This window comes from Photobacterium leiognathi (genome assembly GCF_030685535.1).
Classification (GTDB): domain Bacteria; phylum Pseudomonadota; class Gammaproteobacteria; order Enterobacterales; family Vibrionaceae; genus Photobacterium; species Photobacterium leiognathi.
The window spans coordinates 1,352,253-1,371,666 of sequence record NZ_CP131601.1; the positions used below are offsets into that span (position 1 = coordinate 1,352,253).

At 40.0% G+C, this 19,414-nt stretch carries 20 protein-coding genes and 2 pseudogenes; 11 read left to right on the forward strand and 11 right to left on the reverse strand.

Features of this window, described 5'->3' with window-relative positions; genetic code table 11:
• Positions 1-20: 20 nt before the first annotated feature.
• The gene (gene bioA / locus Q7674_RS13340; RefSeq protein ID WP_045063382.1) at positions 21-1,298 is read right to left on the reverse strand and encodes an adenosylmethionine--8-amino-7-oxononanoate transaminase; all 1,278 of its coding nucleotides are present in this window, start codon (positions 1,296-1,298) and stop codon (positions 21-23) included.
• Positions 1,299-1,513: 215 nt separating this feature from the next.
• On the opposite strand from bioA, the pseudogene bioB reads away from it, so the two are divergent.
• The 4 genes and pseudogenes from bioB (at position 1,514) to bioD (ending at position 5,238) form a co-directional block, all read left to right on the forward strand.
• A pseudogene (bioB, locus tag Q7674_RS13345) lies at positions 1,514-2,568 on the forward strand (biotin synthase BioB).
• Entirely contained in the window at positions 2,555-3,748 is a 1,194-nt protein-coding gene (gene bioF / locus Q7674_RS13350) for an 8-amino-7-oxononanoate synthase (RefSeq protein ID WP_045063386.1), read from the forward strand. Before bioB ends, bioF begins: the two are co-directional and overlap by 14 nt.
• A complete protein-coding gene (gene bioC, locus Q7674_RS13355; RefSeq protein ID WP_045063388.1) occupies positions 3,741-4,565 on the forward strand; it encodes a malonyl-ACP O-methyltransferase BioC in 825 nt (274 codons plus the stop codon). The genes bioF and bioC overlap by 8 nt, the downstream gene beginning before the upstream one ends.
• Complete coding sequence (gene bioD, locus Q7674_RS13360) at positions 4,558-5,238, forward strand: dethiobiotin synthase (protein ID WP_045063390.1); 681 nt, start codon at positions 4,558-4,560, stop codon at positions 5,236-5,238. Before bioC ends, bioD begins: the two co-directional genes overlap by 8 nt.
• 82 nt (positions 5,239-5,320) lie before the next feature.
• Here bioD and Q7674_RS13365 read toward each other — a convergent pair whose 3' ends face one another.
• On the reverse strand, positions 5,321-5,482 hold the full coding sequence (locus Q7674_RS13365; RefSeq protein ID WP_008986841.1) for a hypothetical protein: 162 nt from the start codon (positions 5,480-5,482) through the stop codon (positions 5,321-5,323).
• Between the two features lie 462 nt (positions 5,483-5,944).
• On the opposite strand from Q7674_RS13365, the gene htpX reads away from it, so the two are divergent.
• Positions 5,945-6,832 carry a protease HtpX gene (gene htpX / locus Q7674_RS13370; RefSeq protein ID WP_045063392.1) on the forward strand — a complete coding sequence of 296 codons (888 nt, stop codon included), beginning with the start codon at positions 5,945-5,947 and terminating at the stop codon, positions 6,830-6,832.
• 85 nt (positions 6,833-6,917) lie between these two features.
• Here the strand turns inward: htpX and Q7674_RS13375 are convergent, their stop codons facing one another.
• From Q7674_RS13375 to Q7674_RS13385, 3 genes are all read right to left on the reverse strand, one after another.
• Complete coding sequence (locus Q7674_RS13375; RefSeq protein WP_045063393.1) at positions 6,918-8,138, reverse strand: MFS transporter; 1,221 nt, start codon at positions 8,136-8,138, stop codon at positions 6,918-6,920.
• Between the two features lie 23 nt (positions 8,139-8,161).
• On the reverse strand, positions 8,162-8,353 hold the full coding sequence (locus tag Q7674_RS13380) for a hypothetical protein (protein ID WP_045063395.1): 192 nt from the start codon (positions 8,351-8,353) through the stop codon (positions 8,162-8,164).
• A 183-nt stretch (positions 8,354-8,536) separates the two neighbouring features.
• Positions 8,537-8,890 carry a DUF6404 family protein gene (locus Q7674_RS13385; RefSeq protein ID WP_045063396.1) on the reverse strand — a complete coding sequence of 118 codons (354 nt, stop codon included), beginning with the start codon at positions 8,888-8,890 and terminating at the stop codon, positions 8,537-8,539.
• A 265-nt stretch (positions 8,891-9,155) separates the two neighbouring features.
• Between Q7674_RS13385 and Q7674_RS13390 the strand changes: the two genes are divergently transcribed.
• The 6 genes and pseudogenes from Q7674_RS13390 (at position 9,156) to Q7674_RS13415 (ending at position 11,802) form a co-directional block, all read left to right on the forward strand.
• Complete coding sequence (locus tag Q7674_RS13390) at positions 9,156-9,617, forward strand: hypothetical protein (RefSeq protein WP_305423974.1); 462 nt, start codon at positions 9,156-9,158, stop codon at positions 9,615-9,617.
• Positions 9,618-10,078: 461 nt separating this feature from the next.
• Complete coding sequence (locus Q7674_RS13395) at positions 10,079-10,474, forward strand: hypothetical protein (protein WP_008986847.1); 396 nt, start codon at positions 10,079-10,081, stop codon at positions 10,472-10,474.
• Positions 10,475-10,492: 18 nt separating this feature from the next.
• Complete coding sequence (locus Q7674_RS13400; protein ID WP_237156770.1) at positions 10,493-10,651, forward strand: hypothetical protein; 159 nt, start codon at positions 10,493-10,495, stop codon at positions 10,649-10,651.
• Positions 10,633-10,791: pseudogene (locus Q7674_RS13405) on the forward strand (phosphorylase); the annotation flags it as partial. The gene Q7674_RS13400 and the pseudogene Q7674_RS13405, both read left to right, overlap by 19 nt.
• Before the next feature lie 36 nt (positions 10,792-10,827).
• Positions 10,828-11,205, forward strand: a complete 378-nt coding sequence (locus Q7674_RS13410) for a hypothetical protein (RefSeq protein ID WP_237156767.1) — start codon at positions 10,828-10,830, stop codon at positions 11,203-11,205.
• Between the two features lie 117 nt (positions 11,206-11,322).
• Complete coding sequence (locus Q7674_RS13415) at positions 11,323-11,802, forward strand: hypothetical protein (RefSeq protein ID WP_107229641.1); 480 nt, start codon at positions 11,323-11,325, stop codon at positions 11,800-11,802.
• 45 nt (positions 11,803-11,847) lie between these two features.
• Here the strand turns inward: Q7674_RS13415 and Q7674_RS13420 are convergent, their stop codons facing one another.
• From Q7674_RS13420 to Q7674_RS13445, 6 genes are all read right to left on the reverse strand, one after another.
• Positions 11,848-13,368, reverse strand: coding sequence for a methyl-accepting chemotaxis protein (locus tag Q7674_RS13420; RefSeq protein WP_045063401.1), 1,521 nt, complete (start codon positions 13,366-13,368; stop codon positions 11,848-11,850).
• A 189-nt stretch (positions 13,369-13,557) separates the two neighbouring features.
• Entirely contained in the window at positions 13,558-14,211 is a 654-nt protein-coding gene (locus Q7674_RS13425) for a nitroreductase family protein (protein ID WP_107229640.1), read from the reverse strand.
• Between the two features lie 134 nt (positions 14,212-14,345).
• Complete coding sequence (locus tag Q7674_RS13430) at positions 14,346-14,753, reverse strand: ATP-binding protein (RefSeq protein WP_045063403.1); 408 nt, start codon at positions 14,751-14,753, stop codon at positions 14,346-14,348.
• A complete protein-coding gene (locus Q7674_RS13435; RefSeq protein ID WP_045063405.1) occupies positions 14,746-16,548 on the reverse strand; it encodes a site-specific integrase in 1,803 nt (600 codons plus the stop codon). The genes Q7674_RS13430 and Q7674_RS13435 overlap by 8 nt, the downstream gene beginning before the upstream one ends.
• On the reverse strand, positions 16,545-18,200 hold the full coding sequence (locus tag Q7674_RS13440) for a hypothetical protein (RefSeq protein ID WP_045063406.1): 1,656 nt from the start codon (positions 18,198-18,200) through the stop codon (positions 16,545-16,547). The genes Q7674_RS13435 and Q7674_RS13440 overlap by 4 nt, the downstream gene beginning before the upstream one ends.
• Before the next feature lie 7 nt (positions 18,201-18,207).
• Entirely contained in the window at positions 18,208-19,341 is a 1,134-nt protein-coding gene (locus Q7674_RS13445) for a tyrosine-type recombinase/integrase (RefSeq protein WP_045063407.1), read from the reverse strand.
• Positions 19,342-19,414 lie beyond the last annotated feature (73 nt).

Sequence of the window (19,414 nt, forward strand, 5' to 3'; positions counted from 1 at the left end):
TTTAATAAAAAACGATATAATTAACTTAGTATTACTTTGATAGCGTATGTTAAATGAGAAAGTTCACTAGGTGTGATAATAAATGGTGGCATAATATAAACCAGTTTACCGAAAGGTCTAATCCATACACCTTGCTCGACAAAGGCTGCTTGAATCGTTTCCATATCAACAGCTTGGTGAAGCTCTACTACACCGATAGCGCCTAGCCAACGCACTGATTTTACTTTTTCAAGCTCTGCTATAGGTGGAAGTTCCTGCGCTAATTGTTGTTCAATGCTAGCAACTTGTTGCTGCCATTTGTTTTCAGCCAAGATATCTAGACTTGCATTGGCAACAGCACAAGCTAATGGATTTCCCATGAATGTTGGGCCATGCATAAAACATTGTGCCTCTCCGCTACATACTGTATCAGCGACATGTTTAGTCGTTATCGTCGCTGATAACGTCATATAACCACCAGTCAATGCTTTACCTAAACACATAATGTCAGGGCTGATATCTGCATGCTCACAAGCGAAAAGCTTTCCTGTTCGACCAAATCCCACGGCAATTTCATCGGCAATCAGCAGGATATTATATTGATCACACAATTGGCGAATACGCTTTAAATACATTGGGTGATATAAGCGCATTCCACCCGCACCTTGAACAATAGGTTCAATGATCACCGCTGCAATATCGAGATGATGTTGCTTCAGCTTTTCTGCAAAGTCGTTAATGTCGTTTTCGTTCCACTCATCCCAAAAACCACACTCTGGTGATTTGGCAAAAATGTGCTCAGGAAGAAAACCTTTATAGATACGATGCATGGAGTTGGCTGGATCAGTGACTGACATCGCAGCAAAGGTATCGCCGTGGTAACCGTGGCTAACCGTTAAAAACTTCGAGCGGGGTTCATTCTTCGCATGCCAATACTGCAATGCCATTTTAAGTGCTACTTCTACTGCAACCGATCCTGAATCAGCCAGAAACACTTTTTCTAATGGTGCTGGGGTGATGTTGACCAGCTTGCGACAAAGTTCTACTGCTGGCTGATGAGTAATACCACCAAACATCACATGAGACATTTTATCTAGTTGGGCTTTAGCTGCTTCTGTTAATACTGGGTGATTGTAGCCATGGATGGTTGACCACCAAGAAGACATGCCATCAATCAGTTTAGTGCCATCTTCCAATGTTAAATAGACACCTTGCGCTGACGTTACAGGATAGCAAGGCAGTGGTGTCACGGTGGAAGTATATGGATGCCACACGTGTTCCTTATCAAATTCAATATCAATACTGTTGCTTTTTTGCACAGATGTAAACCTCTGTTATTATCCGTAGTTGACAGTCTACGTGCTGTTAGTAGACTAGCCAAGTAGTAATAGTTCATAGAGTTATCATTTATCAATATTTTGCTTATAGAAAGTGAAACAAAACGTTAACAACTAAAACTGTGTAATACATTGATAAAACGAAGGATCGAGCAAGTCCTTGTGAGTCGAAAATAACAATAACTGAGGTCAACACTGTGGAAGTACGTAATAATTGGACAGTAAAGGAAGTCCAAGCTTTATTCGATAAACCATTTATGGATTTGGTATTTGAAGCACAGCAGGTACATCGTCAATATCATCAGCCAAACCAAGTTCAAGTCAGTACATTACTTTCGATCAAAACAGGTGCTTGTCCTGAAGATTGTAAGTATTGCCCGCAAAGTGCCCATTACCGTACCGACGTTGATAAAGAGCGTTTGTTAGAAGTTGAGCGTGTTTTAGACGCTGCGAATAAAGCGAAACAATCAGGTGCTACACGTTTTTGTATGGGTGCTGCATGGAAGAACCCTAAAGAGCGTGATATGCCGTATCTGCTTGATATGGTGAAAGGGGTGAAAGCCATGGGGCTGGAAACCTGTATGACGCTCGGCATGATCACTCGAGTGACCAAGCGAATACTCTCGCTGAAGCTGGGCTTGATTATTACAATCACAACCTAGATACCTCGCCTGAATACTACGGCAATATCATCACTACTCGTACTTACCAAGATCGCCTTGATACTTTATCTCACGTCCGTGATGCAGGTATGAAGATCTGCTCTGGCGGCATTATCGGAATGGGCGAGTCTTCTCGTGATCGTGCTGGCTTATTAGTAGAGCTTGCAAATCTACCTGTGCATCCTGAAAGTGTGCCAATTAACATGCTTGTGAAAGTAAAAGGTACACCACTTGAAAGTGCAGAAGATGTCGATCCATTTGATTTTATTCGTATCGTAGCTGTTGCACGTATCATCATGCCTAAATCTGCTGTGCGTTTATCAGCAGGTCGTGAAGATATGAATGAACAAATGCAAGCACTGTGTTTTATGGCAGGTGCTAACTCTGTTTTCTATGGTTGTAAGTTACTGACCACACCAAACCCAGGTGAAGACAAAGACATGCAGCTATTTGCCAAGTTAGGCATTAATAGTGAGCAACAAGCGGCTAAGCCTGACGAAATTCAAGAGCAAGAGCTACTCGGTCAAGTGGCACAGCGTGTTGCGGCACGTCCGGCAAAAGATGACATGTTCTACGATGCCTCACTTTAGTCAGCGTTTTCGTCAGGCATTAATTGAGCGAGATAAACAAGGGCTATATCGCAGTCGAACTTGTTTATCTCGTCAACAGCAAGCTCATCAACAACAATCATCGCAGGTGAGTGTTGATCAGCAATCGTTAATCAATTTCTCCAGTAACGATTATTTAGGGCTGGCGCAATCACCTGAGTTGATTAATGCATGGCAACAAGGGTTAAGTTTGTACGGAGCGGGCAGTGGTGCATCCCCGTTAGTTACGGGGTTTCACTCGCCTCATGCCAAGTTAGAAGCGCAGTTATCTGAATGGCTAGATTATGATCGCGCACTGTTGTTTAGTAGTGGCTTTAGTGCAAACCAAGCTTTGCTTTTTACGCTATTGCAAAAGCAAGATGTGGTTTTTCAAGATAAGTTAAATCATGCCTCATTAATGGAAGCGGGGATGTTATCACCTGCGTTAATGAAGCGCTTTGCTCATAATGACGTTGAAGCACTTAATACATTATTGAAAAAAAATACGGTTGGATCGGAACAAGCTAACATGGTGATCACGGAAGGTGTGTTCAGCATGGATGGGGATTGCTCTCCATTATCGAAACTGCGCCAAACCTGTGATACCCATCATGCATGGCTGGTGGTCGATGATGCTCATGGCTGTGGCGTGCTTGGTGAAGAGGGCAAAGGTAGCTGTGCTGCTGCCAATATAAAAGCGGATATTTTGGTTATCACTTTTGGAAAAGCCTTTGGTTTACAAGGGGCTGCAATTCTATGTGATAACGATACCGCTGAATATTTAATTCAATTTGCCCGTCATTTTATTTACTCAACGGCGATGCCTCCGGCGCAAGCTCATGCATTAAGCAAAGCTTGTGAGCTAATTCAACAACAAGCATGGCGACGTGAAAAGTTGCATGATTTAAGTGAACTACTGAGTGATAAATTAGATCCTGCTATTCCGCTGCAGCAAACAAGCACACCGATCAAACCTATCGTGATTGGTGAGAGTGAACGTACCGTTGTTATTTCTGAGCAGTTAAAACAACGAGGCTTATGGGTTGGTGCTATTCGTCCACCGACTGTGCCGAAAAATACCGCGCGTCTTCGAGTCACATTGACTGCTACTCATAATGAACAAGACATTCGGCTGCTTGCTGCATCATTAAATGAGGTGATTAATGAGCAATATAATGGATAAATCAAATACAGCTATTCAAACAGAACTTGCTGTGAGTATGGATAAACAAGCCGTCGCCTCGGCTTTTGGAAAAGCAGCAAAACACTATGATAAAGCAGCTGCATTTCAACGCCATGTTGGGCATTTATTATTAGATAAATTGCCTCACCTTCATGCGGTGGATAATCCAAAAGAAGTGATCGATGTAGGCTGTGGCACAGGGTACTTCAGTGCAGAATTACTCAAATTAGGCTTTAAAGTTACAGCAGCGGATTTGTCGGCTGAAATGTTAGCGCAGGCAAAGCAACGTTGTGGTGATGATTGTCGCTATTTACATGCTGATGCCGAAAACCTACCTGTTGCTGATAATAGCTACGATTTAGCGTTTAGCAGCCTTGCCTTGCAATGGTGTGATGATTTATCAGTGCCATTAAATGAATTAAAGCGTGTGGTGCGCCCCGGTGGGATGATTTTTTTCACAACATTGGTTGATGGCTCGCTGGATGAGCTAAAAAAGGCATGGTCACAAATTGATCACTATCAACATGTTAATGAATTTAAAGCAGAAAATGAGATAAAAGTTGCGCTGGCGCAAACGGGATTACAAATTGATAAATTAATATTTTCGCCCATCGTGACGCATTATCAATCTGCAGTAGGTTTGATGAAAGATTTAAAGGGGATTGGTGCGACGCATTTGCAACATAAGCGACAGAATGTGTTATTCGGGCGTCAAACACTGAATGCATTAGAGCAAGCCTACGATGTTTATCGCGATGAGAACAACCTGTTACCCGCAACTTATCAAGTATGTTTTGGAGTATTAATTAATGACTAATGCTTTTTTCCTTACTGGTACGGATACCGAAGTCGGTAAAACTGTCAGTAGTCGTGCTATTTTACAAGCAGCGAGTCAGCGCAATATAAAAATGGCGGGTTATAAACCTGTAGCATCGGGAAGTGATGACACACCTGATGGCCTACGAAATTCAGATGCGCTATTTATTCAAGAGGCATCACCAGTTGAATTAACCTATGAAGAAGTGAATCCATATACCTTTAAAGAGCCTGTATCTCCCCATTTAGCCGCAGAGCGAGAAGGGAAGTGTATTGATTTTGACGTGCTTTCTGACGGTTTAGCAAAGCTAAAAGCGAAGTCTGATGTGGTATTAGTGGAAGGAGCTGGTGGTTGGCGTGTTCCTGTTACCCATACTGATTATTTATCAAGCTGGGTTAAACGTGAAAAGTTGCCTGTTATATTAGTAGTGGGTGTCAAACTGGGATGCTTAAGCCATGCCATGCTGACTGCGGAAGCAATTAAAGCCGATGGTTTAGAGCTCGTTGGCTGGGTGGCTAACCGTGTAAATCCTGGCACTGAAAATTACGCTGAAATTATCAAAATGTTAGAGCTTAATTTACCAGGTAAAAAGTTGGGTGAGATCCCTTATATGCCAGGTATTAACAGACGCGATCTTTCGACCTATATCCAGTTAGATGCTATTGGTTTGTAATTGGTAGGCTGTTTTACTGTAATAGAATAAGAAAAAGGCACTCATTGAGTGCCTTTTTCGTGTAACTGAGTAACTGTGGCTATTAACTGTCTTGAGTTAGACCAATTAGCAGCTCTTGTGTTTCCGTTGCTGACGTCGTGCCTGGCTGATCGATACCTAGCTCTTTGTGAGCTTCTTCTAAAGACATGCCAAGGTGACAACGTAAAATATCAATGGCAACTTGGTAACTTTCTTTATTAGCCATGAATCCTCCCTGGTTCAAATGCGATGCTATTAAGAGCACGTTTACAATAATCGAGAATGCATTTATTGGCAATAAGACTAAAGTCTAACGAGTCGTATAATGCATGGTGTTGATTTGTATCTATATGAATTTATTGAATTAAATTTTTCAAAAAATATGCAATTGTTTTTATATTGGCGTGGTTTTTAAGGCTGATTATAGTCATTAGCATGTTTTTTGATAACGAGCTTAACCTATCCTGTATTAAAACAGCTTAGTTATCGATTGCTATTGATAAATGCCTTCATTGCACATATATAAAGAATTAGTAACAATTAAACTCTTTAAATTAAAAACGTATTCATTGAAGATAGCGTTAAGTAAAAGATTTTGTTAAATACAGAATCATTATAAGAGATAGCATCAATCCTGCTAATGAGTAGTAGGTATTTGAATAGTTTCTAAGTGGAGAAAGTTAGAAATATGAAGCGTATTGCCTTGTTTTTATTAACAAACTTAGCAGTAATGCTGGTGTTCAGTATTGTATTGAACATTGTCTATGCTGTAACAGGGATGCAACCAGGTAGCCTTTCTGGCTTATTGGTAATGGCAGCTCTATTCGGTTTTGGTGGTTCAATTGTGTCTTTGATGATGTCAAAGTCGATGGCACTTCGTTCTGTTGGCGGTATGGTTATTGAGCAACCTCGTAACGAAACAGAACATTGGTTAATGGAAACCGTTTCACGCCAAGCTCAACAGGCGGGTATCGGTATGCCAACTGTTGCGATTTATGATTCACCAGATATTAATGCATTTGCGACAGGTGCAAAGCGTGATGATTCTCTGGTTGCTGTATCAACAGGTCTACTTCACAGCATGACCCGTGATGAAGCAGAGGCGGTACTAGCACACGAAGTGAGCCACGTAGCAAACGGTGACATGGTAACCATGACCTTAATGCAAGGTGTTGTGAATACCTTCGTTATCTTTGTTTCCCGTTTAGTTGCAGGCGCAATCAGTGGCGTGAATAACAGTGATGAAGAAGGCGAAGGTGGCGGTAGCTACATGACTTACTTCATCGTATCAACCATCATGGAAATTCTATTCGGTTTCTTAGCAAGTATCCTGACTATGTGGTACAGCCGTCACCGTGAGTTCTACGCTGATGCTGGCTCTGCGAAACTGGTTGGTCGTGAGAAGATGATTGCAGCACTTGAGCGTCTTAAAGTGAGCCACGAGCCACAATTAGAAGGTTCAATGATGGCATTTGGTATTAACGGTAAGAAGTCATTATCTGAATTATTTATGACGCACCCACCGCTAGAAAAGCGTATCGATGCGCTTCGTCAAGGTGAATACCTAAATAAGTAATCAGCATTTGATGACATAAATGAGATAACAAAAAGCCCTACTGAGTAGGGCTTTTTTAATGTCTGAATACCTAAGAACCAGCAAATCAACTCGCGTGATGTGCTACTAAACGCGGTACAGGTTTGTCGTTAATAGGTAAATGAATTAACGCAGCAATGAATGCCATTACCACTGTTAACCACCAAATTGGTGTGTATGAATGATAGTAATCATAAATGCGACCACCAACCCAAGCACCAAGGAAACTACCCACTTGGTGAGTAAAGAATACTAGGCCGTATAAGGTTGATAAGTAGCGTGCTCCAAAGATCTGGCGAACAAGACCAGATGTTAATGGTACCGTCCCTAACCAACAAAAACCGATAGCTCCACCAAAAATAACCGCAGTATTTTCAGTGACAGGTAATGTTACAAATGCGGCAATCACGACTGTTCGTACTAAGTAAAGTGACGTCATCACATAACGTTTGTCGAACTTGTCACCCATAATGCCCCAAAAATAAGAGCCGAAAATATTAAAGATACCCACGTATGCAAGCGCCATCGCAGCGGTTTGCGCAGGTAAGCCTTTATCAGCTAGATAGCTAGGTAAATGAGTCGCGATAAACATCACATGGAAGCCACATACGAAGAAACCCATATGGATCAACCAGTAACTTTTATTTGAAAACGCTTCTTGTAATGCTTCTTTTAAGGTTTGGCTATCATCAACCATTGGTGCATTGGCAGATGTCTCATTTTCTTTCGTAGCCTTCATGAATGAAGCAAAAGCAATCATTACACAGCACATAAGTGCGAAGATTTGCATCGCTGTTTGCCAATCAAACTGGTTTAGTAATGCTTGTGCTCCTGGGATCACCGCAAACATACCGAAAGAGCCAGCAGAGGTCGTTAAACCAAAAGCTTTAGCTGTGTGTTCAGCAGGCACAACACGTGCAATTGCACCTAAGATGATCACATAGCTAGTCGCACTTAAGCCAAGGCCGATTAATGCGCCAATGCTCAAGTACAGCATGCTTGGCTCTGTAGCAATAGAGGTGAGGTATAAACCTAAACCATAAGCGACAGCACCGCCAATAATGATTTTTTTTGAGCCAAAGCGATCCGATGCCATACCAATAAAGGGTTGGAAAAAGCCAAATAACAGGTTTTGTAAAGCAATCGCAAAGCTAAAAAACTCACGTCCAGTACCGAATGTATCGGAAATCGGCATCATAAAAATACCGAATGACTGCCTGATCCCTAGGCTAAAAATTAAAATGCCAATACCTAACCAAACTAGGAGAGGAAAGCGGAAAATACTCATTAATGATGCTCGTATTAAAAGAACTATTGGTGCATATGATGATGGTGGTGCATAGGTTGCTCACCATCCATTGTGTTTTGTTGGTGGCATCCACCACTGGTCGCATGTTTTGCAAGTGCATCTAATAATGGTTGGCAGTGCTGAACCGCCACCAAAGTTATAATGAGAAGTACAAGCATTCGACCTAGTTGTGCAGGTGTTGACTGTGAAAACATTGTGGTCTCTAAGTTTAGTGTGCAGCGTGCGTTAAAAAGCGAGCGCGCATACTAAAGAAAGCATCAAAATGACACAAATGAATAAAATGCAAAGTATTTATGCATTTTTTGCATAAATAGAAGGTGAGGAAATATAAGGAAGATAAGCGAAAGCCAGTCAATAATACTGGCTTTGTGAAACTATTAGGCTAATTGCTGCCAAGGAGTAAGAGCATGGCGTTTGGCACTGTAGTGATAGTATGCCGCCATAGACACACCTGCAGTGATACCAGCAAAAAGCGAAGTGATTATGGCTGAAATAACAGCAATAGAGCTATTGCTTAACAGCTCAGCAATGAAAAAGATTATTACAAAAAGAAGGCTATACCAAGCTGTGAATACCGCAATATTAGTTTTAAAACTGCAGTAATGAGGAAGTGGCATTTTTATTCCTCCCCAATGAAGTAAATGAAAACTGATAGGGTGGCTATTCGAAGATTGAATACCACAGCGGCTTAACTCTTGTTGTGCTAAGGTTATTTGCTGTTCAAATTGCATTATTTTATCCCTAAAAACACAGTACTTATAACAATGCTAAAAATAGTTAATATTTTCTAGCGACTTAAGACGTTCATATTAGTAATTGTAAAATAAATACAGTAATAAATTGTAAAGAAATATTTATCAAACCGATTAAGTATTTTTATCGATAAGTATTATTTATTGTCTTAAATCAATTCTTAGAGTATTGTGACGGGGTAATATATAAAACGGTATTTAATTAGAATTCCTATCCATTTTTCACCTTAATTGAGTGGTTAAAGTGCGTAACTTATTGTATCTATTTTTTATTATATCTTTTCCTTCCTTTGCAATTACGGTTAACGATAGTTCAGCAAAAGCACAGTTAATGAAGGTAAAAAAACAGTATGAAAATCAGATAAATAGATGTCATCTCCTTGAAAGTAGAGAATTAACACCGATTAAAGATTCTTGGCTAAAATCACTACCATCAGAAAGAAAGCAGATTGTATTACAAGAATTAAATGAGAAAGCTTTAGAAAGATGTGTAATGACACGAGAAAAGGATTTTACTTATCAATTAATGGATTACACAGCTAAAACCTATGACAAACTATTTTTGAATAGCTGGCTGATATTAAAATCAGCGATGTATAATGACAGTAATGATGTATTATTAACAGATAATGAACAGAAGAACTTTAAGCGATTGTCCGCAATGCCAAAATATTATTACCCATTTAATATAAAGGTAATTAGTTAAGTTTATTGGATTATAAATTTTAAAAAAGGGAGTAGTTCACTCCCTTTTTTATTTTTAAATATTAATAAAAGGTGAAAGTATAACAATACCTAGAACAGCCATTAATAAACTGATACTTGTTGGTATAATCCATTGATTCTTTTCTTTCTTGGTTGTCATTAGCAATTAATCTCCTCAATCCATTGTAAGAGTCGCGTTCTCTAACATCCTGTTACGCGCTTCGCCTCTGCAATCCAGTATAGATATTAATCCCATACCAAGTGTAAATGAAATGTTAACTTGTGATCTTGAGTCAATTTAAGTATTAGCATTAAAAAACGTAGAAAAAATAAGATATATGCATGTTGTTTAGTTTGTCGAATTAAATAACAAACCGAAACTCAATATTCCATTTTTATCACTACTCTTTTTAATAAATTAGGAATAATTTAACGCATACTTCCTTTGTATGGAGTTTCACCATGACTAATTTCAAATATGCTAGCGAAGAATTACCATGCTTTATCTGTCACACCCGTAAAGCGACAACAGAGTTAGGTTGGTTCACACCCAGTATGAAAGAGGATGTTATTGATCAAATTAAGGACATCCTATCTCATGCTGACACGGATTATGAAGAGTATTTTTCTGTCAACATTGTGTGTACAGAAGACGAGGCACGTGATTACTTGCTACTTAACTACTATGGTTATTCAGAGCATGAAATTAATCATGGTCAAGTCAATCCTGAAGATTTAACAGAGGTTAATGATTTAATTTCAGAGCACATGACAGCTGAAGGCGTAGCGACATTTAAACATGAGGTCGCCTTACAAAGTTGTGAGCATTGCACACCAGAAATTGATGAAGATTATTAACACTAAAAAAGGGAAATTATGCTGTGGGATATAGGAAATAAAAAATCAGTCCAAGGTGTTATTACTGGCGAATTACTACCATTAACAAATAACGATATTGTTGTTAATCAGAATGGTATTGATTTTATTGTTAATGATAAGAAATTTGATTCAAGAGAATGCATGTTTGTATCTTAAATAAGTTTCCTATTGTTGTTCCTCATTTATTAATTTGTGCAAAAGATTATATTCCACAAACTTCACCTCTTATTTTGAGTGATTTTAAGGCTTGGGTAGAAGGGATTTCTGATAGTGGTGTTTTAGGCTTTTTTAATTCAGGGGCAATAGCTAGTTCAAGTCAAATGCATCGCCACATGCAGCTGATTCGAACATCATTACCGTTAGAATCAGCCATATTAAAAGGCCTGCTACCTTTTAAACACGAGTTGTTGCTACTTGATGATTTAAATCCAGAGCATCTTTATCAGCAGTATTTAGCTGTAATGGATAAAATGCAGCTTTATACATCATCAACGGTTAACGGCTTAACTGAATGTTTACCCTATAACATTTTATTGACTAATCGTTGGATGTTAATCATTTCTCGTACCACCAATGAAGTGGGCACTGTCAAAGGGCATGGTGTGAATTTTATTGGGCGATTTTTAGTCAGTTCACATGAGCAATTACAGTGGTTAACAAATTATGGCTTTATGCACTTTTTGACTGACTGTGGTGTAGTGAACTGTTAAATAGCATCATCAAATAAACTTAAAAGTTTACTTTTTGACATTGTGTTGACGTATATAGCTATATTGAAAGTAATATCTAGCTATGTACTAATAAACATAATGATAAGAAATATAACGATGACACAAGTATTTGAAGAGATAAAACAGTACTTTGAATTACCAGGGCTTATGATTGATATCTCGCAGCAGGATATTGATACGCAGAGCCTTTCCAGCATGAACGTCAGTTTTGATGAAGCATTAAAGCAAGCGGTATTTAGCCTACTCAATGATGGCAGTATGGATGAAAGTCCAATTTGGTTACTGAGCGAAATGCCAGAAGAGTATGGGCTCTCAGGTGATATAAATTCTGAGGTACTCACTCAACATGCACGTACATTAATTAACGAATCTTCTGCAACATTAACGTTGTTTACAGAGGAAACCTCTAGTGATGATGAGTGGGTTGGTGTTGTAATGAATGGAAGTACGGGTAATAAGTACACAATTAAAGATTATTGGATCTTTAAGTTAGTCAATAATCCATTTATCGATCTTAACTATGTCGTCGTTGATAAGTCAGGTAATCAACCTACATGTTGTTGGGGCGCAAATTAACGTTAAGCCGCTGAATCACTCAGCGGCTTTTTCTTATTTATCATTTTAGGTAAATGCTTTTGATAAGTTCACTAATTGTGCTGAATTTTCTGTCATGTCTGACATGGTTTCAGTAATGGTATTAATCTCTTTTAAATTGAGTTTAGCGGCATCGTAAATCTGGTAACTATTGCTATTGATCTCTTTCGCTACCATGGCTTGTTCTTCTGCCGCCGTCGATATTTGATGAGAGAGTTGTGATATTTGATCCATCAGTGCCAAGATATTACCGATCTGGTTAGAGACATTTTCCACGTCAGAGACACACACTTGTGACTTTTCATTACCGCTTTTCATGCGATCTACCACGTCATTGAGTGACGATAATATATAGTTCACTGATTTTTGGATCTGTGATGTTGCATCATGGGTTCTCACGCTTAACGTTCTGACTTCATCTGCGACAACAGAGAAGCCTCGGCCATGCTCTCCGGCACGCGCCGCTTCAATGGCCGCATTTAATGCTAGCAAGTTGGTTTGTTCTGAAATGCTTTCGATTTCCTGCAAAATTCCCGTGATCATGGTCGCTTCATTAGACAGCTTTTCCGTAATATTGCTGGTTTCGGTGATCTCGTCTGTTAGTAAAGAAATATGTTTTGAGGTGAGGTTAATCAACTCAGACGACGCATCACAGGCTTTTTCGCCATCAGAAACTGTCATTAGGGTGTTTTGGCAGTTTTCAGCAACATGAGTAATACTTGATGACATTTCTTCAATCGCAGTTGAAATACTGTCGAGGTGCGCATTTTCTTCCACTATTTTCTCTTTGCAGGTAGCAGCAAGTGCTGCAACCGTATTTATCTCACCATCGACATTTGAAGAGGCTTCATGAGTACGGGCAAGAATGGCTTTTATCTGAGCATCTCGTAATCCCATTACAAACTCAGCGTGGTTATTAATATTTTCGTTATAAATATGAATGCCGATACTGTCGTAATGGTTCTTGAGACGGTTCTGCCACGCAGGAAAGACAATGACTTCTTGCTGATAAATTGCAGCAAACAGTAGAGGGAAAAGTAAGCAGAAATAAGGTGAGACTATGATAGTCAGCAAAGCTGAGATAATACAACCTAATACAAATAAGCTGTTTTTGGTAACAGAAGAGGTCGCAGTTTTCAGTCTTTTACCTTGTTTAATGCTTTTATAAATATTTTCGGCTTTATTTTTTAATTCATTAGACAGGGGTAATCGGACAGATTGATAACCAATCACTTCATTGTTTTCATAAATTGGCGTAACAAAGGCATCAACCCAGTAATAGTCGCCATTTTTACAACGGTTCTTTACCGCACCACGCCAAAACTTCTTTTGTTTAATGGTTCTCCAGAGATCACCAAAGGCTTCATTGGGCATATCGGCATGGCGTAAAATGCTGTGATTTTTTCCCATGACTTCTTCACGGGTATAGCCTGATATTTCACAAAACGTATCGTTCACATAGGTAATGTTACCTTTGATATCAGTAGTTGAAACGATTTGCTCATGGGCGTTCAGTTTTATTTCTGCTGATCTACCAGTGTCTGTCATAACATAATCCTCTGAGTTGATAGGGTTAATTATGACGAGAAATTCGATATGCGCAAAGTTGCTTAGTGGGTAATTTTTACTTTTTGCTTTATTTGTGAGAACTATTTCTAATTTGCAGAAGTTTGTTTTGCAATCGAGAAACTTATAATAAAAAGCTGCGTTTACAGCTTTTTATTATGTGAGGCGAGATTATATCTTTTTGATAACTTTCTCAGCAGGTAGGCGTGACTTTGGTAACTTCGCATTGAAATCACTTTCATCATGGTAACCGATAGCGAGTGCAACAGGGCAAGAGAAACCTTCAAGCTCCTGGCTAAACTCTTTCTCCACTAATTGAATATCAATGCCTTCAAGTGGTGTGGAATCGATTTTTAAGCGAGCTAATACATGCAGCATGTTACCAAAAGCAAGGTATAGTTGTGCTTTCGTCCAGTTCGCGTTGTAACCATTAGGTTCGGTATATAAATCGGCAAAACTAAACTTGCTCACAGCGTCGTCTTTTTTATCTTCAGTAAGACGACCATCCAGAATATTCTGATCAATCACGGCTTCAAAATCTTGTTTGGAATAATGAGTATTATGAGCAAACAAAATGATGTGGCTGGCATTAGTAGCATGTGGCTTATTTGGAAAGAATTTATTCGCGAATGTGTTGCTAAAGCGCTGTTTCGCTTCATCAGATTCTAAAATAATAAAACGCCAAGGTTGCGAGTTAATAGAAGAGGCGGATAAGCGTAGTGCTTCTTCAATAATCGCCATATTTTCAGCGGAAATCTTCTTGGTAGGCTCGTAACTTTTGGTGGTATAGCGCCAAGTTAAGTCATCTATAATTGGACTGTTCATAAGTTATAAATACCACGTTACATGTAACTACAGTTAACTAGCTGTTTTACATGACTTTGTTCATTGTTACGATTTATTGATGATTAGACATCAATAAATCGCCAAGTTTTTAATATTATTACTCTTTAATACAGCTAGTTACTGTAAACTATCTGAGTAATATTGCTGTTTGTTTCACTTCCACTACTTAATGCCATATTTTTCCGTATTAACGTAGCATTTTGTGACTGAACTTTAGCTAACATTGCTTTTAGCTCTGCCACCTCAGAGCGCAATTCTCGATTGCGCTCTTTATATTCTTTGAGTTCATGTTGCTTGGCATCACGCTGTTGTCGAATACCTTTATTAACACCGCCCTTAATGCGCTCTAACAAATCAGGACAATCTCGATGAATCAACGCTCGGCTTACACCCGCTTCTTCGGCAACAGCAGCCACACTCATTTTACGACCAGCATCAACAATATTAGGGCGACCTTTTTCTATGCGAATAATGGCAAGCCGAACCGCTTTGTGTGTCGCTTTTTCTTTTTGGTTAGACATTTATCACCTCAATATGCTCTCTCTGATTAATCTCTTGCTTCATGACTTCAACATCAACTCCCAAAGCGGTTAATACCTTTTCACAACGTTCCATACCTTTTTGGGCTGCGGCTCTACCAGCCTCTCCAATGTCATCCAACTGCATCAACTTCATTTGCTGAACGAGCAACCCTCCCCAATAAGGCAAGTGCCGCTTATCGACAATACCGCTTTCACAACTGTCTGGTTTGCCACACTTGCACTCATCATCATTCGTACACCACCCAAGACCTGTTGAGCGAATAGGTATAGAACTTGAGAATGCTTTAGCCATATCACTGAGAGAGCCAAAGACTTTAATCAGTTCGCCATCTTTACGGACTTGCATGATTTTTTGAGCCATAGCCCCCCCTGTAATGGGTGTATCTAGCTCAAACCAATCTTGCTTAATTTCTTCTTCAACCAGATACTTCTCTCGGAGCAATTCTTCAAATAGTTCCGCATCCAGATTATCGTTAAAGGCATATAAGGCGGTCATGGTAATAGACCAATGTTTAAAGTGGTCTTTTAATGCCCTCAAATCACCCAATTCTGAATGCACGACATAATTAGCAAAGGTGCGTCTAAACTGATGCGATGATAGATTCCAATCACTAGCAACTTGCTTGCATAAATTTGGCAACCTATGATTTGTAATGGTATTGCCAGACAGGATGGTGACGGATTTAGTTTTTGTGGATTTCGCTAGACAAATGTGGTCTGAAATCTGTTCAAGGCGATGCACTTCTGAATGGTCATTGCTTGCTTTCGCTTTTACTAAATTACGCTCAAGCTGCGCTTGAAGTGGCGCACTTAGACGACCAAGAATATCAATCGCTTGAGTAGCAATCTCTGGGGCAATCCACTCTGCTAACCCTGTATGCGTTTTTTCAGATACAGTTTCGATATAGTAATAGGTGATGTCATCCCGCGTTTCAGAGCGATACGCCCCACGCTTAATACCTAGCACTTCATGGATGCGCATACCTGTGGTCAGCAATAACCAAAAGATACAGCTATCTCGCAGTAGCAATGATTCTTTCTTTCCTTTTGATGCCAGAATTTCATCAGCTCTGTCTAGGTATGACTTGGTGAGCTGGCATAGTGGAATTAACACCCCATCTGGAATAATGGGCGTTTTGGGCTTACCGATTGTTTCTTTATAAGCTTCACCAACCATTCCTGCTTGCTCACTAGCACTTGATTCAGACCAAGGATTCTCTTTTACAAAATCAAACTCTTTGCAATAGCGATACAAGTTTTCTAGGGCAATAAATTTTTGCGTTTTAGTAGATGTCGCCAGTGGTTTAATTTCACCCTTTTGCTTTGAGGTAAGGGTATTTACATGCTTAACATAGGCATTGGACGTAAAAGCGGTGAGTCCATGTGTCACTGTGGTATCTGAACTCAACACCCACTGAAAATAAGTGTTCAAGTGATTCAAAACACTTTTCAGAGAGCCAACTGTCAAATCCTCTTTCATCTTGCTCCATACTACCCATTTTGCCATGCGCTTCATTTGAGTATCTGAAATAGCGGCAAAGTTAAGTTTCAAGGCATTCGCTGTGGTGGCTTTAGTGCCTTTACTGGCTGGAAACACCCATATGTCGTGCTCATATCGAGAGAGCGTTTGATACTCACCGTTATCAAGTTTAATGTAGGTCACGATACCTGAAAGCGAGCCATCAATGGCTCGCTCTAGTGAGCTATCGCTTGGCTGTGGGCATTGTTGAGCTATAAATTTAGCTTGCGTAAGTATTAACTCAATAGCACTCATTTCGTCACCTTTAACATATCAAGATTTTGCCAGTATGGGTGTGGGTCGGTTCTTGCTCGTTCTTTTTCAGCCGCTACACGCTGCAATTGACCAAGTTTTGCAAACTCAGGGACAACTTCTTCATCCACAATTCTGAGGACATGTTTTAAATGGCGTTTCCAATCTTTACGTCCAAATTCATCACGGTTGCGAATAATCGCCCAATAAAAGCTAAAGAGCTTATATAAATCATCACCTGTGATAACGAAGCTCTTACAACGGAAACACCCTAGAAAGTCATTACAGAACGTGCCATCTTTAGGGGCTTTATCACCATGCTTAGGGTCTTTACAATGCCCAACAGGAACACTCGGCTCTGCGCTCGTTAACTCTTTGACTCGTATCTCGCCCATTAAGCCTAAATTGCGCTTTGATTGCTCAGGGGCTTGTAAATAGTGATCAAGCGTTCCTGTACCACTGTGCTTGGCTTGCTGTGCGGCAATCAGTAAGCTCTCTCCACTTAGATCGTAGATGCCATTAATGAACGTCTTGCGAAAGCGGCTTACATTAAGCTTCATCGTCCGTCCATCTTCATCTTTTAGGTCGTACTGTTTGATGAATTTGTTGATGTGGTACTCAAGAGAATGTTTTTCTAAGGAAGTGGCAGTGTCTTTCTTTGTACCTTTGCCCCCACTTGTAGCCTCATAGACAAACACTACGTCGCTATTGGTTGCCTTTCTTATATGGGCATTGCGCTCAATAATCGCCTCAATCAGATAAGCCACATCGAGTTTAATCCCTTGCGCCACCTCAAGTTCTTCTGATTTACGCAGATTGTGCAACTGCGTTGCATTGCCTCGTTTTTTAAACACAGTCAACAGTTTGCGACTCTCTTTAAGTGGGTGGTCGCTCAATGCTTCCGTTGTCATGTTAAGAAGTGGGTAGGTGTTAATGCCTGTCTTCATCGCTATCGATAATAAGCACACCGTTAATTCATAACCTGTCAGTGGTTCAATCTTATTATAAATTGGCTTAATTGCTTGCTTTAGCGCAACCACCACCTGTCTTTTTTCATGTTCAGTAAGTGGCTTTTGCCCTCCGCCACCACGCTTGTTTGAATTGGGAAATGGGTTCTTGGGGAAGAAATCACTGTTTAGATTGATGTCACCAACAGCAGACCAGTAACCCTTTTCTTTCATGCGTGTCAGCAATGATTTGAGTTTTGAATAAATTTCTTTTTGAGAGACAAACGCCAACTCGCTGCCTTTAAGGTGCAGTAAATACTGTTCGATTAACTCTGGCGTGATATCCGCTTGCGTTAAGTCCTGACCAGTTGCACAGCGAAATAGCGCAAGGTATTCAGCAAAATAGGTAAAGCCGCTTTTTAGATAACCTCGTTGAGTTTCTTCGGTCAAAGCATCGGTATTTTTTAGCAATGCTTTTGCGGTGTAGAACGCTCGGTTGGTGATGTCGTCATAGCCCTTGCCATAGTAAGAGGTAAAATCGAAATTAGAGCCATTCCCCCCTTTTGAGCCGAGGCTGGGATAGTTCACAACAGGGTTGAGTGGGCGAACAGACTCTTGATTTTGAGCTGCAACAATTGTTGGTTCAACCACTGATGTTTTCTTGAGCTTGTCTTTGTTAATCGTCAGATTTTTTCGTTGTCTCGCCATACTTCACCTACACAATCGCATCAATTTGTTGTTGATATTCAATCGATAAGTCATCAACCAAGTCATTCACCAAGTGCAAATACTTCATCGTGGTTGTGATACTTGAATGTCCAAGCCGAGCTTGTAGGTACATCAACGGCTCAAACTTGCTGGTTTTGCGCTCCAACAACCCTTTGAGCATGTGTGTTGCATACGTGTGTCTTAGCATGTGCGGTGATACATGAAAGGGTAAATTGAGCGACTTGAGAGCCTTGCCAAAGGCTGAGCCTTGAGAAGTCCACTCTTGACCATCAGACGTTAAAAACAAGCAATCTGACACCACTCCTGATTCTTGTTGTTTCTGAAATCGAGCCTCATTGACATAACGCCACAAGTCTTCCATCAGTCTTGATGGAATGTGTATTTTGCGCTCTTTTTTACCTTTAGTTCGTGAGATATTAACTTCGTAGTAAGCTCGGTTTCCTGTAGGTTTTCGTATTACATGCAATGGGAAAAGCAACAGCTCATTAAGTCTAATGCCTGTTTGTAGACATAAGCGCACCATCAGTTTTAGCGTTGGGTTCTTTATGGCATTTAATAGCTCTTGCACTTCAATAGCTGACAAAAACTCAGCTTTCTTCTCAACGGTTTTCATCATCAAATCAGGGCTGTACTTCTTACCACCGTTTCTTTCGGTATGAGCCAAAAACTGCCGCCCTTTTTTCACTGAAACGGATTCTAGGGAGTAAGGCAATGATTTAAACCACTTACCGACACCATAAGAGTAAAAACGCACTATCGTCCTTAAATGCTGATTCGTCGAATTAACGGACATACCAAACTCGCCAACGCAAAGGTCACGATAAGCACTGACCAGCATTTCATCTTCACTGCTTTCTGAAATGTCTCGCCAATCCAAACTGTTCTGCTCACAGAATGTCAGGAATTGACTTAAATGATTGCCATACGTCCACCAAGTGTTCTCACTATTCACTCGACCTCGTTTTAAGCACTCATAGATCAAGAACTGCATTGCCTCTACACAAAGCATTCCAGATTCAATTCCTAATTCTGGATTGTCAGCTTCCCAAGTTAGTAAAGGGAAATTGGGATATTTGACGCTCTCTATCTCAAAGTCAGATGTTGATTTTAGAATAATCATACGCACTCAATTTAACTGTACATAAGCACAGTATAGGCGTGCGATTTATGCTTGGCTACTCAACAAACGATTT

Bases quoted from the DNA above. Each gene is read 5' to 3' on its own strand.
- bioF (WP_045063386.1), top strand. From the start codon at position 2,555: ATGCCTCACTTTAGTCAGCGTTTTCGTCAGGCATTAATTGAGCGAGAT.
- bioC (WP_045063388.1), top strand. From the start codon at position 3,741: ATGGATAAATCAAATACAGCTATTCAAACAGAACTTGCTGTGAGTATG.
- bioD (WP_045063390.1), top strand. From the start codon at position 4,558: ATGACTAATGCTTTTTTCCTTACTGGTACGGATACCGAAGTCGGTAAA.
- Q7674_RS13365 (WP_008986841.1), bottom strand. From the start codon at position 5,482: ATGGCTAATAAAGAAAGTTACCAAGTTGCCATTGATATTTTACGTTGT.
- htpX (WP_045063392.1), top strand. From the start codon at position 5,945: ATGAAGCGTATTGCCTTGTTTTTATTAACAAACTTAGCAGTAATGCTG.
- Q7674_RS13375 (WP_045063393.1), bottom strand. From the start codon at position 8,138: ATGAGTATTTTCCGCTTTCCTCTCCTAGTTTGGTTAGGTATTGGCATT.
- Q7674_RS13380 (WP_045063395.1), bottom strand. From the start codon at position 8,353: ATGTTTTCACAGTCAACACCTGCACAACTAGGTCGAATGCTTGTACTT.
- Q7674_RS13385 (WP_045063396.1), bottom strand. From the start codon at position 8,890: ATGCAATTTGAACAGCAAATAACCTTAGCACAACAAGAGTTAAGCCGC.
- Q7674_RS13395 (WP_008986847.1), top strand. From the start codon at position 10,079: ATGACTAATTTCAAATATGCTAGCGAAGAATTACCATGCTTTATCTGT.
- Q7674_RS13400 (WP_237156770.1), top strand. From the start codon at position 10,493: ATGCTGTGGGATATAGGAAATAAAAAATCAGTCCAAGGTGTTATTACT.
- Q7674_RS13410 (WP_237156767.1), top strand. From the start codon at position 10,828: ATGCAGCTGATTCGAACATCATTACCGTTAGAATCAGCCATATTAAAA.
- Q7674_RS13415 (WP_107229641.1), top strand. From the start codon at position 11,323: ATGACACAAGTATTTGAAGAGATAAAACAGTACTTTGAATTACCAGGG.
- Q7674_RS13420 (WP_045063401.1), bottom strand. From the start codon at position 13,368: ATGACAGACACTGGTAGATCAGCAGAAATAAAACTGAACGCCCATGAG.
- Q7674_RS13425 (WP_107229640.1), bottom strand. From the start codon at position 14,211: ATGAACAGTCCAATTATAGATGACTTAACTTGGCGCTATACCACCAAA.
- Q7674_RS13430 (WP_045063403.1), bottom strand. From the start codon at position 14,753: ATGTCTAACCAAAAAGAAAAAGCGACACACAAAGCGGTTCGGCTTGCC.
- Q7674_RS13435 (WP_045063405.1), bottom strand. From the start codon at position 16,548: ATGAGTGCTATTGAGTTAATACTTACGCAAGCTAAATTTATAGCTCAA.
- Q7674_RS13440 (WP_045063406.1), bottom strand. From the start codon at position 18,200: ATGGCGAGACAACGAAAAAATCTGACGATTAACAAAGACAAGCTCAAG.
- Q7674_RS13445 (WP_045063407.1), bottom strand. From the start codon at position 19,341: ATGATTATTCTAAAATCAACATCTGACTTTGAGATAGAGAGCGTCAAA.